The sequence below is a fragment of the Stenotrophomonas nitritireducens genome (assembly GCF_001700965.1).
In the GTDB taxonomy this organism is placed as follows: domain Bacteria; phylum Pseudomonadota; class Gammaproteobacteria; order Xanthomonadales; family Xanthomonadaceae; genus Stenotrophomonas; species Stenotrophomonas nitritireducens_A.
The window spans coordinates 2,867,033-2,883,376 of record NZ_CP016756.1 but is presented as its reverse complement, the minus strand read 5'-3'; the positions used below and the strand labels follow the sequence as shown (position 1 = coordinate 2,883,376).

The 16,344-nt window shown below is 64.3% G+C and carries 15 protein-coding genes; 8 read left to right on the top strand and 7 right to left on the bottom strand.

The window, feature by feature from the left end:
• Positions 1 to 4 precede the first annotated feature (4 nt).
• Genes BCV67_RS12195 through BCV67_RS19585 form a run of 3 tightly spaced genes read right to left on the bottom strand, consistent with a single transcriptional unit; the run spans position 5 to position 4,148 of the window.
• Entirely contained in the window at positions 5 to 1,402 is a 1,398-nt protein-coding gene (locus BCV67_RS12195; protein WP_062169643.1) for a phenylacetate--CoA ligase family protein, read from the bottom strand.
• Positions 1,399 to 2,790 carry an MmgE/PrpD family protein gene (locus BCV67_RS12190; RefSeq protein ID WP_062169645.1) on the bottom strand — a complete coding sequence of 464 codons (1,392 nt, stop codon included), beginning with the start codon at positions 2,788 to 2,790 and terminating at the stop codon, positions 1,399 to 1,401. Before BCV67_RS12190 ends, BCV67_RS12195 begins: the two co-directional genes overlap by 4 nt.
• Positions 2,790 to 4,148: an MmgE/PrpD family protein gene (locus tag BCV67_RS19585; RefSeq protein ID WP_062169647.1), complete on the bottom strand. Its 1,359-nt coding sequence runs from the start codon at positions 4,146 to 4,148 to the stop codon at positions 2,790 to 2,792. Before BCV67_RS19585 ends, BCV67_RS12190 begins: the two co-directional genes overlap by 1 nt.
• Positions 4,149 to 4,283: 135 nt before the next feature.
• On the opposite strand from BCV67_RS19585, the gene BCV67_RS12180 reads away from it, so the two are divergent.
• The 3 genes from BCV67_RS12180 to BCV67_RS12170 all read left to right on the top strand — a co-directional run bounded on the left by BCV67_RS12180 (position 4,284) and on the right by BCV67_RS12170 (position 7,143).
• Positions 4,284 to 5,528 carry an acetyl-CoA hydrolase/transferase family protein gene (locus BCV67_RS12180; protein WP_062169649.1) on the top strand — a complete coding sequence of 415 codons (1,245 nt, stop codon included), beginning with the start codon at positions 4,284 to 4,286 and terminating at the stop codon, positions 5,526 to 5,528.
• 16 nt (positions 5,529 to 5,544) lie between these two features.
• Complete coding sequence (locus BCV67_RS12175) at positions 5,545 to 6,285, top strand: GntR family transcriptional regulator (RefSeq protein WP_062169651.1); 741 nt, start codon at positions 5,545 to 5,547, stop codon at positions 6,283 to 6,285.
• A gap of 441 nt (positions 6,286 to 6,726) precedes the next feature.
• A complete protein-coding gene (locus BCV67_RS12170) occupies positions 6,727 to 7,143 on the top strand; it encodes an H-NS family nucleoid-associated regulatory protein (protein WP_062169653.1) in 417 nt (138 codons plus the stop codon).
• A 510-nt stretch (positions 7,144 to 7,653) separates the two neighbouring features.
• On the opposite strand, the gene BCV67_RS12165 is transcribed toward BCV67_RS12170, so the two are convergent.
• The 4 genes from BCV67_RS12165 to BCV67_RS12150 all read right to left on the bottom strand — a co-directional run bounded on the left by BCV67_RS12165 (position 7,654) and on the right by BCV67_RS12150 (position 11,555).
• Positions 7,654 to 9,009, bottom strand: a complete 1,356-nt coding sequence (locus tag BCV67_RS12165) for a PLP-dependent aminotransferase family protein (RefSeq protein ID WP_231732399.1) — start codon at positions 9,007 to 9,009, stop codon at positions 7,654 to 7,656.
• A 198-nt stretch (positions 9,010 to 9,207) separates the two neighbouring features.
• Positions 9,208 to 9,813 carry a DUF6436 domain-containing protein gene (locus BCV67_RS12160; protein WP_231732400.1) on the bottom strand — a complete coding sequence of 202 codons (606 nt, stop codon included), beginning with the start codon at positions 9,811 to 9,813 and terminating at the stop codon, positions 9,208 to 9,210.
• Positions 9,810 to 10,094 carry a hypothetical protein gene (locus BCV67_RS12155; RefSeq protein ID WP_062169659.1) on the bottom strand — a complete coding sequence of 95 codons (285 nt, stop codon included), beginning with the start codon at positions 10,092 to 10,094 and terminating at the stop codon, positions 9,810 to 9,812. The genes BCV67_RS12160 and BCV67_RS12155 overlap by 4 nt, the downstream gene beginning before the upstream one ends.
• 48 nt (positions 10,095 to 10,142) lie before the next feature.
• The gene (locus tag BCV67_RS12150; protein WP_062171816.1) at positions 10,143 to 11,555 is read right to left on the bottom strand and encodes a PLP-dependent aminotransferase family protein; all 1,413 of its coding nucleotides are present in this window, start codon (positions 11,553 to 11,555) and stop codon (positions 10,143 to 10,145) included.
• A gap of 182 nt (positions 11,556 to 11,737) precedes the next feature.
• Here BCV67_RS12150 and cyoA point away from each other — a divergent pair, with 182 nt between their 5' ends.
• The 5 genes from cyoA to BCV67_RS12125 all read left to right on the top strand — a co-directional run bounded on the left by cyoA (position 11,738) and on the right by BCV67_RS12125 (position 16,336).
• Positions 11,738 to 12,637, top strand: coding sequence for a ubiquinol oxidase subunit II (gene cyoA / locus BCV67_RS12145; RefSeq protein ID WP_062169661.1), 900 nt, complete (start codon positions 11,738 to 11,740; stop codon positions 12,635 to 12,637).
• 5 nt (positions 12,638 to 12,642) lie between these two features.
• On the top strand, positions 12,643 to 14,625 hold the full coding sequence (cyoB, locus tag BCV67_RS12140; protein ID WP_062171818.1) for a cytochrome o ubiquinol oxidase subunit I: 1,983 nt from the start codon (positions 12,643 to 12,645) through the stop codon (positions 14,623 to 14,625).
• Positions 14,622 to 15,251, top strand: a complete 630-nt coding sequence (cyoC, locus tag BCV67_RS12135) for a cytochrome o ubiquinol oxidase subunit III (RefSeq protein ID WP_062169664.1) — start codon at positions 14,622 to 14,624, stop codon at positions 15,249 to 15,251. The genes cyoB and cyoC overlap by 4 nt, the downstream gene beginning before the upstream one ends.
• Positions 15,252 to 15,253: 2 nt before the next feature.
• Positions 15,254 to 15,586, top strand: a complete 333-nt coding sequence (gene cyoD, locus BCV67_RS12130; protein WP_057627619.1) for a cytochrome o ubiquinol oxidase subunit IV — start codon at positions 15,254 to 15,256, stop codon at positions 15,584 to 15,586.
• A 75-nt stretch (positions 15,587 to 15,661) separates the two neighbouring features.
• Entirely contained in the window at positions 15,662 to 16,336 is a 675-nt protein-coding gene (locus BCV67_RS12125; protein WP_082746630.1) for an SCO family protein, read from the top strand.
• Positions 16,337 to 16,344: the final 8 nt, after the last annotated feature.

Below are 16,344 nucleotides of genomic sequence, written 5' to 3'. Positions count from 1 at the left end.
TTCCTCAAGCGAAACGTTTGTCGATCAGACGTACCGGCTTCTGCCGTACCTCGATACCGGTCAGCGCGGCCAGCGCACCCGGCGCGGCCAGCACAATGCTCATCTCAACACCCAGACGCTGGCGCAGCAAGGCGGCAAACTCCGCCGCCAGCTGTGCGTCATCCAACGCGCCACGGGTCTCGACGTGCACGGCCAGATCATCGCGGCCGCCTTCATCACGGCTGGCCACGCAGATGAATTCACCGGCGAACGAGGCATGTTCTTCCAGCACCGGCGCCATCGCCTGTGGGAATACGTTGATGCCGCGGATCTTGACCATGTTGTCGCTGCGGCCGAGGAAGCCCTCGATGCGGCGCAGGTTCATGCCCAGCGACGAGGGCGTGGTCAGCACGCGGGTCACGTCATGGGTATTGAAGCGGATGATCGGGTAGATGTCGTCCTTGTACAGGCAGGTGACCACCATGTCGCCGGTGCCGCCATCGGCCACCAGTTCGCCGCTGTCGACGTCGAGGATTTCCACGTACTGCGCGTCTTCCATCAGGTACAGGCCGTCCTGGTCCGGGCCCTGGCCGGCAATCGCGCCGGTATCGCCCACGCCATACCAGTCGTACAGCTCGACACCACCCCAGGCGGCGGACAGGGTTTCGCGCGATTCACGGCCAAGGTGGCCGCAGATCATCCGCACCGGGATGTCCTTGCCCGGCACCAGGCCATTTTCGCGGGCCACGTCAGCCAGCTTCTTGATGTAGTCGGCGAAGCCAACAATCACGTTGGTGCCCATGCTCTTCATCAGCTGCACCTGCTGCGCCGAACGCATCTCGATGCCGGTGCCGGCCGAGCAGAACAGGGCCTGCGTGTAATGGGTGATGGCCTCGCGCACGTAGTGGCCGCCGTTGATCATGCCGTGGCCATACACCGAGTGCACCACGTCGCCGGGCTGCATGCCCTGCCAGCGGTACAGGCGCGCCAGCAGCAGGCTCTGCACTTCGCGCGAATGCGGCGAAAACACCAACGGCTGCGGGCGGCCGGTGGTGCCGGAGGTGGTGTGGAATACCAGCGGCTTGTTACCGGCTTCGGTGCCGTCCTGCCAACCGTGGAAATCGCCCAACGGTGGATTCGCTTCCACCGAAGCCATGATCTCGTGCTTGCCGAACACCGGCAGCTTGGTGATGTCGTCCAGGCTCTGGATGTCATCCGGGGTGATACCGGCATCGCCCCACAGCCGCTGATAGAACGGAATCTGCCAGGCGCGCGTCACGCAGCGCAGGAACATCGCGTTCTGCTCGGCGCGCAGTTCCTCGCGGCTGATGTTCTTGAACTTGTCGGTGAAGGCCTGGTCCAGCGGGAACTGCTTGAGCAGCTCCTTGACATCGAAGGATTCGAAATAAGTGGCGTAGGTCATGGGGTCTCGACAATCAGCAGGTCGACCAACCGCCTGACATCGTCGATGTCCTGCAGATGGTCGAAGTGGGAGATCAGGGCATCACGGTGGCCGGCGTCGAACGGAAGCGCGGCGTGATCAAGGCAGTGGTGGAACTTTTCCAGTTGCTGGGCGCGCGACAGCGGCCGTTGCGGTGAGCCGATGGCAGCATCGCGCTGGTTGTGCAGCACGCGGCCATCACGCAGGGTGACCGTCATCGACTGCGGCACCAGTGCATTGGGATTTTCGCAGTCGTTCGGCACCAGGCGGACCTGCGCGGCGAACGCAGCCAGGCGCGCGTCGGCCAGTTTTTTCGGTGCATATGCCGACAGCCCGACCTTGCCATCCAGCAGCACGGTGCCGAGCAGGAACGGCAGGCATAGCCGGGCGTAGCTGGTTTCCATCGCCGGCTGATAGCTGCGGCCGACCAGGCGGCGCACCAGCGGTGGCGCCTGCAGTTCGATGCTGGCGATGTTTTCCAGGTCCAAGCTGTGCTGCTGGCGCAGCTCCATCAGCATGTCCTGCGCGGCGTGCGCGGCACCGCCGGTGGGGAATACCTTGTGGCTGACCGTGAGGATCTGCGCTTCGCCGGCAGCCAGTTTCTGCAGCGATGGGCCGGTATCGAACTCACCTTCAATCAAGGGCAGATAGCCGAACGGACCTTCCAGCATGTCGCGCGGTGCCGGGAAACCATTGCGCGCCAGCTCCCAACAGCTCACTGCGGCGCGGGCATTCAAGGCGACCTGCAGCGCCAGGGTTGGCGAGCCTTCCACATGCGCCTGCATGGTGCCGGACAGGTGGCTATAGGTCAGGCCGACCACGCGCCGCAGCAGCTCTTCATCGGCACCGTACAGATGCGCGATACCTGCCGCGGCACCGAGCGCGCCGCACATCGAGGGGCGAAAGAAACGCATCGGCGCGCGGCCACTGATGCCAATCAGCGTGGCCACATCGACCGCCACGTTGAGCGCGGTGATCAGCACCTTGCCATCGACCGGCAAGCCGTCGACGTTGGCGCGTTGTTCGGCGGCGGCAAACACCGCCGATTGGATCACCGCCAGCGGATGCACCACCGCCGGCATGTGCACGCAATCAAATTCCTGGCTGTGGATCTGATAGCCGTTGACCATGGCCGCGCTGGCCGCAGGCAGCGCTTCGCCGGTCACCCAAGCGCGCGCCGCATTGCCACTGCCGTAACTGGCGGCGCTGCGGCGGACAACCTGGGTCAGCGGCACCTGCGCACCGGAACCGGATATGCCCACCGCAGCCGAATCCATCACGAACACGCGCGTTGCGGCAACGGCCTCGGCGGAAAGGTCTTCAAAACGCAGCGTGCCGGCATGCTGCAACAAGGCTTCGGTAAATCGCATCACGCTACCCGCGCCAACATCAAATTCAGGGCGTCCAGACTGCCGCCATCGGCCAGCGCCTGCACCTGCCCAAAGAGGGGTTGCGCCAGGCCGGCGGATACGCCACCCCAGTGCGCCAAGGCCATTGCCTTGGCCAGCACATCGTCGGCCGACATCGGGCATTCCGGGTCGCCCCAGGCGTCGATGCGCTCGGCCTGCACGCTGCGGCCATCGGCCAGCAGCAAGCGCACGCTGGCGCCGTAATGGGCGGGAAAACGCTGGCTGCAGGGCGCATCCTCGATCAGCTGGATGCGCTGCCGCCACGGCGCGAGTTCGGTATCGCTGCAGGCTTCGGCGGTGTAATGCGCCAGCTGTGGACGGCCGTGCACCAGGATCGAGGCCAGCGCGTGCTGCAAGCTGAATTTGGCTTCCAGTTCGGTCTGCGGCTGCGCGCGGTCGCAGAAACGCAGCGCCTCGGCATAGCTGCGCATTTCGATGTGTTGTATCTGCGCCTGCTCGCCGGCATCCAGTTGCGCCAAGGCATCAAGCATCGCGTCGATCGCCGGGTGCGCATGCCGGCATGCCGGCCACGGCTTGAGGCTGGTGCTGTGGATCAGCCAGTCGGCTTCCTCGGCAATCACCAGTTCCGGCACGGCATCTGCCGCAGTGGCGGCAAACAGGCCCTGCTCGCCTTCCAGTATCCTGCGCGGCCCACGCATGCCCGCCAGCGCCAGTTGCGCCGCCAGCCAGCCACTGCGTGCGGCTTCGGCGTTGTGCAGGGATTTGGTCGGCACCGGCTCGTGGCGCATCTGCCACAGGCCGCCCGTTCGACTGCCTGCATTACCCAGTGCATCGGCCAGTGACTCGGCCGGCAGGCGCAGTATCGATGCCGCTGCTGCGGCTGCGCCAAACGCGCCTGCAGTGGAGGTGGGATGCCAATAGCGGTAATGCGCCTTGCCCAGGGCGCGGCCGACGCGGATGGTGGCTTCATAGCCGCGCACGATGGCGTCCAGCAGTTCGCCGGCATCTGCGCCCTCGGCCTGCGCCACGGCCAAGGCCACCGGGATGACCACCGGGCCCGGATGCAGGATGGCGCCACGATGCACATCGTCCATTTCCAGCACGTTGCCGAGCGCGGCATTGAGCAGCAGCGCATCGGCGGCGGTGCGCCGGCCTGCGCCCAGCGCGACCACAGTACCGCTGGCCTGCGCCTGCACCACCGTGCGCAGCTGGTTGGCAATGGGGTAACGCAGCGCGGCCAAGGCACAGCCCAGCCAATCCACCAGCAGCAGTGCCGCGCGCCGCCTGGCGGCGTCATACACCGGCCGTTGCAGGCGCTGGGCAAGCTGTTCGGTAAGGCTGGCAGCAGGCAGGGTCATCGCGCGATGAAGTCTCGGTGCAGGCCCGCAACAGCGGGTTCGGGTAGGAGGGAACAGCGACCGCGTAAAAGGAGCATAACCGACTTTGTCCGGACATATCATATGATCCGCTCTCCCACCACCGCAATCAGCCCCATGCCCCGAATTCTGGATGCCGACACTTTTTTCGACTACCTCGCACAAGGCCCGGAGATCTTCGCGCCCGGCTGCGCCGGCCATTCCCTGCTGTTCGAACACTGGCTGCGCAGCGGCGCTGAACGCTGCGCAGGCCTGCGCTTCACCGGCGTGCATATCCCCACGGTCAATACCTTCGACTTTGCCGGGCTGCACCCGCAGGCACGCCAGCGCACGATCTTCCTGAGCAGCGAGCTGCGCAATTCCTGGCTGGATGGCCGGGTCGACTATCTGCCGATGACCTATACCGCCACCTGGCGCTGGTTGCGCGAGAGTGTCGCCTTCGACACCGTGCTGGTACAGGTGGCGCCGCCGGATGAGGACGGCAACTGCTCGCTGGGCATCGCCTGCGACTTCACCCCGGCCGCATGGCCGCGCGCCACCCGCATCCTGGCGCATATCAACCCGCGCATGCCGCGCACGCGCGGCCCATCGATCCCGCTGTCGCGGATGACCGCCGTGATCGAGCAGGACGCACCGCTGCTGGACATTCCCGATCCGCCGGCCGATGCCGCGATGGACGCAGTTGCCGCGCAGGTCGCCACGCTGGTGGAAGACGGCGCCACCCTGCAACTCGGCCTGGGCAGGCTGCAGTCGGCGGTGCTGCGCGCGGTGCGCGAGCGGCGCAACCTGCGCATCCACAGCGGCATGATCTCCGACGGTCTGCTAGGCCTGCTGGAATCGGGCGCGCTGTCACCGGCGCCGGATGCGGTGGTGGCGGGCGTGGCACTGGGTACACAGGCGCTGTACGACATCGCCCCGCGCAGCATCAGCTTCCGCGAGGTCGGGCATACCCACGATCACAACGTACTGGGCGGTATTCCGCGCCTGACCGCCATCAACAGCGCGCTGTCGGTGGATCTGCTGGGCCAGGTGAACGGCGAGTTCCTGTCTGGACGCCAACTGAGTGGTGTCGGCGGGCTGCCTGATTTCCTGCAAGGCGCTCGCCAATCGACCGCTGGTCGCGGCATCATTGCACTCCCTGCCAGTACCCCCAAGGGCGAAAGCAGGATCGTCCCGATGCTTCCCGCCGGTCCCATAAGCCTTGCCCGCGTAGATGCCGACTGTATCGTCAGCGACTATGGTGTAGCTGATGTACGCCATCTCGATGTCCATGCAAGGGCCCAGGCCCTGATTGCCATCGCCGCACCCGAACACCGTGAAACCCTGCAGCGCAGCTGGCAGGAACTCTCGCTCAGACTTTGAACAAGGATCTGTACATATGACTGGTACGCGACGCAACAAGCCCCGCTATGCCGAACTGGGCGATCTACTGCAGGCGGCAATTGAAAAGGGCGAGTACGCCGTTGGTACCCTGCTACCTACCGAGCTGGAACTGTGCGAACGCTTCAGCGTCAGCCGCCATACCGCACGCGCAGCACTGGCGCAGCTGATCAGCGCCGGCCTGGTGCAGCGCCGGCCGGGCGCCGGCACGCGGGTGATCGCGCAGAGCGCGGCCATGCGTTACGAGCACGAGATCGACACCGTCGACCTGCTGATGCAGTACGGCAACAGCACCCGCCTGAAGGTGCTGGAAGCCGAGCGCAAGCTGGCCGATGCGGCCACGGCGCAGCGCCTGGACATCCATGAGGGCAAGGAATACCTGCGCCTGCACTGCCTGCGCCTTGAAGAACAGACCCGCGAGCCCATCGCCGTCACCGAGATGCTGATCCCGGTGCGCAGCGGCGTGCCGACCGACAAGCTGCTGGAAGTAGCCGGCGCCGCCCGTGCCCTGGCCAAGTTCCTTGACCCGGCCAAACTGTCGCGGGTGGAACAGGTATTCGATGCTGCCTCGTTCGAAGCCGCCGACGCCAAGCTGCTGGACATCAAGAAGACCGAGCCGGCAATGCGCGTGCAGCGCCGCTATCGCGATGCCAATGGTCGCCTGCTGCTGATCGCCATCAGCCTGCACCCACCGGGCCGCTTCGCCTACTCGATGGTGCTTTCGCGCAACCACCGCTGATCGAAGCCCAACCCACGCTTGAAGCACCTCAAACCCGATGCCAGCCTTGGTCATCGGGTTTTTTGTGCCCTCGCCGGCAATGAGGTAGCCCGGGTAAGCGCAGCGCACCCGGGGAGCATGCATCTGCGGAAACTTCGGGCCGCCCGCGAACTGCCCCGGGTGCGCTGCAGTTAGCCGGGCTACGGGACTCATTTGGGAACCGACATCTGCCGATGTTTCAGCCCACCGGCGAACCGCCCCGGGTGCGCTGCGCTTACCCGGGCGGCATTTGGCGAGGGATGGCACCGGAAGAAGCCAGCCCTGCCCTTGCCTACCAGGCAGGCACCCGCCCCGGCCACAGCCAGCCGCACTTCCGGGCAAAGCGCCAAAGGCAGCTGTGCTGGTGTCAAAAGCTGCCAACAATGGCTTGACACCCCTGCGGCAAGAACTGACGCTAGCGCCATGAGTATCGATCTGAACACCCTTGACCTCCGGGAGCTGAACACTCTCATCCGCGCCGCACAGGACAGGCACAAAGCGCTCACCCAACGTCAACCTGCGGAAAAAGTCAGGCGCAAGCTGACCGCGCTGGCCAAGCAGACCGGTTATACGATCGAAGAACTGTTCGGTCCGGCCGCAGACACCGCAGCGCTGAAGAGCAAGCCGACGCGCCGCAAGGGCCCGAAGGTCAAGCCGAAATACCGTGACCCCGAGAACCGCTGGAACACCTGGACCGGCCGCGGCAAGATGCCGCTCTGGCTGGCCTCCAAGATCCGCTTCGGGCAGACCCCGACCGACTTCCTTATCCCCGGCGTCGCAAAGCTGACGCCCAAGGAAAAGGTATTGACCGGCAAGCGCAAGCTGTTCAAGCAGAGCTGAGTGCAGCTGCGGGCAAGAGGGCTTCGTGCCGCCTGCCTTTCCCCTCCCTTTTGCCGCAGGCAAGGGGAAGGTTGGGGAGGGGGGCCGTTCGCGGTGATATACAGCTGATGCACTGTCGGCTTCGCGGTTTACACCGCTCCTACAACCATCTGCCTCGGCTTTTGTGGGAGCGGCGTCAGCCGCGAAGCCCAAGACAGGAGAACAACAGCACGGCAGGATTACCGCTGCTGCCATTCCGCCGGCTTCGCGGTTTACACCGCCCCCACATCCATCCAGACCGGCATTTGTGGGAGCGGCATCAGCCGCGAAGCCGGTGAACCAACAGCCGCCTCGCGCCACATCGCGCAACAGTTCAATTGCTGTCGGCTTCGCGGTTTACACCGCTCCTACAACCATCCGCCCCGGCGTTTGTGGGAGCGGCGTCAGCCGCGAAGCTGGAGAACCAACAGCTGCCTTGCGCCAAGTGGCGCTATCGTTCAATTGCTATCAGCTTCGCGGCTGACGCCGCTCCTACACAGCCATCGAATCTGCTGCATCCACCAGTTGATTGATGCGGCGCAGGGCGCTGTGCAGCTGGCGGCGGTTGCTGGCCTGCCCCAGCGAAAGACGAAAGCCACGGCTGCGCTGCGCGCCGTCCGGCCGGAACGACGACGAAGGCGATATCGCCAGGCCCTGCAGCTGCGCCGCACGCACGAAGCCGGCGTCCGTCCATGGCTCTGGCACCGTGCACCACGCATGCAGGCCAGCGGCCTGCACCTTCAGCGCAGGCACCAGCAGGTGCGCCGCCAGGGCGCTGCGTTCGCGCGCTTCTTCCAGCACCTGCCGCAACAAGGCAGTCGCCGAACCATCCAGCAACAACTGGCTGACCAGCGCCATCACCAATGGATGGCCCATCAAACAGATCGAACGCAAGGCAACAGCAAGCCCTTCTGCATGGCGAACGGAAGGACAACGCACGAAAGCAGTACGCAAGCCGGGACTGATCACCTTGGACAAGGTTGATACGTAATACACCTGCCCCGGTGCAAGCGCGGCGATCGGCGTTGGCGCATGCACATCGTGATGCCAATACGGATCGTCTTCGATGGCGAGCAGATCCAGCTGCTGCAGCACCCGTGCCAACGCCACACGGCGCTGCAGCGGAATCGTCAACCCGGTCGGGTTGTTGCAGGTGGGATTGAAGTACACCACGCGTGCGCCGCTCTGCCGGGAAGCGCGTTCAAGCGCGTCCGGGCACATTCCATCGGCATCGCCAGCAACCGGCAGCAAACGTCGGCCCAATGACCTGGCAGCCTGCAGCAAACCGGGATAGACAAGGTGATCGCACAGAATCACCTCGCCTTCCTGGGTCTGGCTGATCAGGATCGACGCCAAGGCCGACTGCGCGCCTTCAGCAACCACCAGGCCGGCATCGGCAACATCGCCCAGCATCGGCTGCAACCAGCTGATCGCCGCATGCCTGTCGGTCGGGCTGCCGCCGGCCAGGTGATACGTCATCAGGTTGGGTGCATTGCTGCGTGCAAGCACCGCAGCCGCGCCACGTCGCAGCGCATCGTTCAAGGCGGTCGCGTCCGGCACCGGCGGCACGTTCATGCTCAGGTCCACCGGCTGACCGAAGGCGGCTTTCGGCGGCGCGATGAAACTGCCCTGCGGACCACGCGCTTCAATCAGACCACGTCGCCGCGCTTCATCAAACGCACGCGTCACCGTGGTCAGGTCGATGCCGAGCTGCTTGGCCAATGCACGTTGCGATGGCAGGCGATGGCCAGGCACCAGCTCGCCGGTATTCACGCTGCGCTCGATGCTGTTGACGATGCGCAGGTAGATCGGGCCGTTGCTGAGCAGCGCGCTGTCCATCCAGGTCATCGCAAAACCCCGCATTTACCGGCAAAAACTGCGACAACCTGTCGCACCATGTATGGACGATGTAGCCACGTATTGTTTACATCAGCGGCGGGTGCCTGCTCACAACCATCGGTCGGTTGGAGTGGGTGCCCGCTGTTTTTTGTGCGCGGACAAAACGTCCACGTACGCTGGCGTGCATGCAGACTCATCAGCAGCGGATCAGGGCTTGCTTTGCCAGGGGCAGTAACAGCCCACCGCCAACAAGCCGCGCGGCCGTACCGTTTGTCCATCGACAAGTTTGTCGAGGATGGGCTCGACAAAACTATTGGCCGAATTGCAGACCATGCCGATGCTGTACGGGCCGGCGTAAGCCAGATGCCCTTGCCGGTCCCAGATGGCCACCGCCGGGCTGGCCGGAATATGTTCGGCCCCTTCAATCGTTGGCAGCTCCTTCAACCGACCACGCAGATACTCGGGCAGCTCACCCGTCGTGCCCGGGCGGCGCACCGCATAGAAATCGATGTTGGCGCGGCGGTACATGCTGATCAGATAGCTCAGGTGCGCGCCGGTTTCGCGGTTGCAGACCTTGCAAGCCGGGTCCCAGAAATGCACTAAGCGGATGCGCCCGTTGGCACCGGCCAGTTCCGGCGGCAGCTTGAGTTGGGTGTCGTCGAAGACGATGACCTGCTCGGCGAAGCTGGCCTGCTCGCTGAGGCCGAAGTACTGCCACAGCGCCATCGCAATACCGGCCATCAGCACACAGGCCGCCGCTATCCACAGGCGCATGCCGCGCCGAGGCGGCGATGCGCCGTTGCGCGGGCTCACGAGGCGGCGTCCGCGCCGAACTTGTGCTCGTACTGCTCAAGCATCTCCGCGCAGGAGTCGGCCTGGGCGCGGCGGTAGATCTCGGTGCGCTCCGGCGCGCGGCTGCGCTGCAGGCACTGGTCGATGGCCGCTCGCTCACTGGCCTGCACGTCGGGGGTCTGCGGCCGCGAGCAGACATAGACCAGCGACGCCAGCGCCAGCACCACGAAGCCGGCGCAGCCCAGCATGACCAGATGAAACTTCAGCTTGTCCCGACGCACAGCAGCTACCCGCGTATCCATACAAGACATGCAATGTATCACTTTTGTATGGATATGGCCGGGTAGTGCCTAGACGATAGCCTGCGTACGCGTCTCAGGCGCAGCCGAGATCACCTCGGTCAGCTTGGTCAAAGCCGCCGCCAAGCTGTGCTGATCGACTGCGCCGCCCAACGACAGGCGGATGGCATTGCCGGCCTGCTCCTCGATGCTGAAGGAGTCCGAGCTGGCGATGCCCAAGCCCTGTGCCTGGGCGGCCTGGATCAAGCGGTACTGGTCCAGCCGTGGCGGCAGCGGCAGCCACACATGCAGGCCGGACGGGTGCGCCTGGTACGGCGCCGGCAGGATGCGCGCGGCGATCTGCTGGCGCTGGCGCAGCTCCTGCTGGAAGCGGCGCACCATCTCATCGGCCTGGCCACTACGGATCCAATGCGAGGCCACCGCCACCATGGACTGGGTGGGCATCAGCGCGATCGAGCGCAGGGCGTCCAGCATGGGCTCCATCGGCTCGCCCGGCGGCACTACCAGGTAGGCGGTGCGCAGGCCCGGGGCCAAGCACTTGGACAGGGTGGAAACGTAATAAACGGGGGCGTCCGGGTGGCTATCCACCGCCAGCGGCGCGGCTGCATCGGCGGCCAGCAGCCAGTACGGATCGTCCTCCACCACCGCCACGCCGTGGCGGCGGGCAATCGCCAGAATGGCGGCGCGACGGGCCTGCGACATGGTCGCGGTGGTCGGGTTCTGGATGGTCGGGATCAGGTAGATCAGGCTGAGCTCGCGCTGCTGGCAGGCCGCTTCCAGCGCGTCCGGAAGCATGCCCTCGGCGTCCATGGCGATGGGGACGATGCCCCGCTGCAGCACGCGCGCGGCGGCCAGCAGGCCCGGATAGGTGAGCTGTTCGGCGGCAATCAGGTCGCCGGGCTGGGTCTTGGCCAGCACGAGGGCGCACAGCGCGGCCTGCGCGCCAGGGCAGATCACCACCCGCTCGGCGGAGACGTTGCCGAGGATCGGCGCCAGCCATTGCACGGCGGCAGCCCGGTCATCGCGGGAGCCGGCGCCGACGTGGTAACTCATCAACTCGCCCTGCCCCAGCTTCTGGCTGAGCTGCTGGAAACCGCGCTCCATGCTCTGCGCGAACGGGCTGCTGCCCAGCAGCGGCGGGATGTTCATGCTCAGGTCTACCGAGGTGGCGCTGTTACCGGCCGACATGGCGATGAAGGTGCCACCGGCGCCCTGTGCATCGAGCAGATCGGACTGGCGCAGCTCGGCATAGGCGCGGGTGACCGTGGTCAGGTCCACACCCATCAGCTGGGCCAGATCGCGCTGCGGCGGCAGGCGGTCGCCGGGTTGCAGCACGCCATCGTCCACGGCGTCGCGCACCTGCTGGGCAATCTGCAGGTAGAGCGGACCGGTGCCCTCGGCGAAGGGACGGACCCAGGTCCGATTGGGTTTTTTCAGGCGTCGGCCTGCGGCTGGCTGCGGCATCGGGTAAACCTTCCCTGCGTTGTACGTGCACCAACCCATACAATGATGTATCTTGTATGGACTTGACTGGATCGGCAATCCTTTTGTAGGCACCGCCGTACGGACAGTGTAGCCGCTCCCGGCCTATGCGCCGGGCAGAGGCGGTCCCCGCTCAAGAGCTCCTTCAACAGGGTCGACCTTCAATGAATATCTGCTGGAAACGCATCCGCCCAGCGCTGGCCGCTTTGGCATGCGTGGGCCTGTCTGGCTGCAACTGGGTACTACTGGACTCCAAGGGCGACGTGGGCATTGCCCAACGCGACCTGATCATCATCTGCATCGCCTTGATGCTGATCGTGGTGATACCGGCCATCGTGCTGACCTTCGTCTTTGCCTGGCGCTACCGCTCCGGCAATACCAAGGCCAAGTACATGCCCGATTGGGCGCACTCGACCAAGGTGGAAATCGTGGTCTGGGGCGTGCCCCTGATCATCGTTGCCGTGCTGGCGGTAATCGTGTGGAAATCCACCCACGAGCTTGATCCTTACAAGCCGCTGGATATCCCCGGCGAGCCGCTGCACGTGGAAGTGATCGCCACCGATTGGAAGTGGGTGTTCGTCTACCCGGACCTGGGCATCGCCACGGTCAACCAGCTCAACTTCCCGGCCGGACAGCAACTGGCCTTCGACATCACCTCCAACTCGACGATGAATACCTTCTTCATCCCGCAGCTGGGTGGGCAGATCTATGCGATGGCCGGCATGCGCACGCAGCTGCACCTGGTGGCCAACGAGCCGGGCAAGTTCGACGGCATGTCGGGCAATTACAGCGGCCACGGTTTCTCCAACATGAAATTCGTCGCCACCGCGATGAGCCAGCAGCAGTTTGATGACTGGGTTGCGCATGTACGGCAGTCGCCGGATCAGCTGAGCTTCGCCGAGTTCAAGCGCCTGGCTGCGCCGTCGCGCAAGGAACCGGTGCACCACTTCGCCAGCGTCGAGCCGCTGCTGTTCAAGAAGGTCATCGACCAGTTCATCGGCGTGGGTGAGAACACCGCGGCCCCGTCGGGCCACAACGCAGATACCAAGGCCTCCCAGGAGTAATGAGCATGTTCGGTAAGTTGACGTGGGACGCCGTGCCGTTGCACGACCCGATCGTCGTGGTGACATTGGCGGGCATGGTGCTTGGCGGCATCGCATTGCTCGCCGCCGTCACCTATTTCAAGTTGTGGGGCGTGCTGTGGCGCGACTGGTTCACCACCGTGGACCACAAGAAGATCGGCATCATGTACATCGTGGTGGCGATGGTGATGCTGGTACGTGGCTTTGCCGACGCATTGATGATGCGCGCGCAGCTGGCCGCAGCCGGGCCAGGTAGCGATGGCTTCCTGCCACCGGAACACTACGACCAGATCTTCACTGCGCATGGCGTGATCATGATCTTCTTCGTGGCCACACCCTTCGTGGTGGGCCTGATGAACATCGTGGTGCCGCTGCAGATCGGCGCGCGCGATATGGCCTTCCCCTTCCTCAATGCCTTCAGCTTCTGGATCTTCGTGGTCGGCGCTGCGCTGATGATGATCTCGCTGGGCCTTGGCGAGTTCGCGATGACCGGCTGGGTGGCGTACCCGCCACTGTCCGGCATCGAGTTCAGTCCAGGCGTGGGGGTTGATTACTACATCTGGGCGTTGCAGGCCTCCGGTGTCGGCACATTGCTGACCGGCGTCAACCTGTTCATCACCATCCTGCGCATGCGTGCGCCGGGCATGACCTTGATGAAGATGCCGGTGTTCACCTGGACCGTGCTGGTAACCAGCGTGATCATCATTGCCGCGTTCCCGATTCTGACCGTCGCCCTCGGCGCGCTCACGCTGGACCGCTACCTGGACTTCAACTTCTACACCAATGACCTGGGTGGCAACCCGATGATGTACGTCAACCTGGTGTGGGCCTGGGGCCACCCGGAGGTGTACATTCTGGTGCTGCCGGCGTTCGGCATCTTCTCCGAGATCACCGCCACGTTCTCGCGCAAGAAGCTGTTCGGCTACAAGTCGATGGTGGGTGCAACGCTGGCGATCGGCATCCTGTCGTTCGTGGTGTGGCTGCACCACTTCTTCACCATGGGCTCCGGTGCCAGCGTCAATGCCTTCTTCGGCATCATGACGATGATCATCGCGATCCCGACCGGCGTGAAAATCTTCACCTGGTTGTTCACCATGTACGGCGGCCGCGTCGAGTTCAGCGTGCCGATGCTGTGGACCATCGCCTTCCTGGTCACCTTCACCATCGGCGGCATGACCGGCGTGCTGCTGGCCATCCCGGGCGCGGACTTCCTGCTGCACAACAGCCTGTTCCTGGTGGCCCACTTCCACAACACCATCATCGGTGGCGCGCTGTTCGGCTACCTGGCCGGCTTCGTCTACTGGTTCCCGAAGGTGTTCGGCTTCACCCTCAACGAACGCCTGGGCAAGTGGTCGTTCGCCTGCTGGATCATCGGTTTCTACCTGGCCTTCATGCCGCTGTACATGCTGGGCTTCATGGGCATGACCCGGCGCATGAACCAGTACGACAACCCGGCGTGGACGCCCTACCTGATTGCCGCCTTCGTCGGCGCGCTGTTCGTGCTCGCAGGCATTGTGCTGATGCTGGTGCAGATCTACGTCAGCGTCCGCGACCGCAAGCAGAACCAGGACATCACCGGCGACCCGTGGAATGCGCGCACGCTGGAATGGCAGACGCCCTCGCCGCCGCCGTTCTACAACTTCGCCGTGGTGCCCAAGGCCGACACTCTGGATGCCTTCCACGAAGCCAAGAAGCAAGGCCTGCCCAAGCCGCCCAAGCAGTACGCGCCGATCCACATGCCGCGTAACACCGGCGTGCCGCTGATCCTCAACGTCTGGATCCTGGCGCTGTGCTTCGCCTTGATCTGGCACATCTGGTGGCTGGCCGGTGCGAGCTTCGTGGCGATGATCGTCACCTTGATCGTGCGCTCCTACGACGAGGACGTGGACTACTACGTCAGCGCCGAAGAAGTGGCCGCCATCGAGAACCAGCACCAGAGCAAGCTCAAGCAGCATGGGGTGATTGCATGAACATCATGTCCAACGTCGCCGTAGACAACGCACAGACGACCGACCACAGCCATGACGACCATGGCCACGACCAGGGCGGCATGAAGGTATTCGGCATGTGGGTCTACCTCATGTCCGACCTGGTGCTGTTCGGCTCGCTGTTCGCCTCCTACGCGGTGCTCAGCAACGCGTATGCAGGCGGCCCGACCGGTGCCGAGCTGTTCTCGCTGCCGTTCGTGCTGGTGGAAACCTTCCTGCTGCTGGTCTCCAGCATCACCTACGGCCAAGCCGTGCTGGCGATGCACCGCCAGAACAAGCAGGCGGTGCTGACCTGGCTGGGCGTGACCTTCGCACTCGGTGCAGGCTTCATCGGCATGGAAGTGTATGAGTTCAACCACCTCATCCACATCGGCGCCGGCCCCACCACCAGCGCCTACCTGTCCGCGTTCTTCGCGCTGGTTGGTACGCACGGCCTGCACGTGGCCAGCGGCCTGATCTGGATGGCGGTGGTGATGCACCAGGTGAAGCGTCGCGGGCTCACCCCGACCAATGTCACCCGCATCTCCTGCCTGAGCCTGTTCTGGCACTTCCTTGACCTGGTCTGGATCTGCGTCTTCACCTTTGTCTATCTGATTGGAGTGTTCTGAACATGTCCGACAACGACACCTCCCGCGCCGGCAGCGGACATGGCTCCACCAAGTCCTACCTGATCGGCTTCGTGATCTGCGCCGTGCTCACCGTCATCCCCTTCATGCTGGTGATGAACCCGACGCTGTCACGGCCACTGACGATGGCCCTGCTGGTCGGCTTTGCCGTCGTGCAGATCATCGTGCAGCTGGTGTACTTCCTGCACATGAACCGCTCCTCGGAGGGCGGCTGGAACCTGGCCAGTTTTGTTTTCACCCTGGTCATTCTTTTCATCGTGGTAGCACTCTCCATCTGGATCATCTGGAGCATGCATTTCCACATGATGGTCAACTGACGCATGCAAGGGGCCGGCACACACTGCCGGCCCCTTGCATGCAGTTCGGCTGTCCGTCCTTCATCGACCATAGCCATGTCCCGCAATGACACTCCCGCCAGCGGCCTCGCCGCACTGGCCCGCAAACTGCACCTGTCCACCATCGCGATAAGCGCCGCCACCCTGCTGCTGGTGGCCTGCGCCGCAAAGCCAAAGGTGGATTTCTACGGCAAGGACATCGCCTGCGAAGCGCTCGGCCAGCAATGGACGATGCCCGACAGCACCGGCGTAAGCCGCAGCCCGGCCGACCTCAACGGCAAAGTGACCTACCTGTTCTTCGGCTTCACCAGCTGCCCGGATGTATGCCCCACAACCATGGTGGAGTTGAACCGCGTAAAGCACCTGATGGGCTCAGACGCCGACAAACTGCAGGTGATCTTCGTCACCGTAGACCCGGCCCGCGACACGCCTCCTGTTGCCGAGACTTATGTAAAAGCGTTTGACCCGACTGCTACTGCGTTGGTTGGTAACGATGCGCAACTGGCCGCAATGGCAGCATCATTCAAAGCCTTCTACGACCGCGAAGAAGGCAAGCACCCCGGCGCCTACTCAATGAGCCACACCGCAGGCGGCTACGTATTCGACCGCCAAGGACGGCTGCGTTTGTTCGCGCCGTACGGCATGCCGGTAGAGCAGCTGTTCTCGGATGTGCAGCGACTAACGCTGGAGCCAACAAGGCCGCACGCAACAACCTGTCAGACAACCGGATAGCCCCGCCC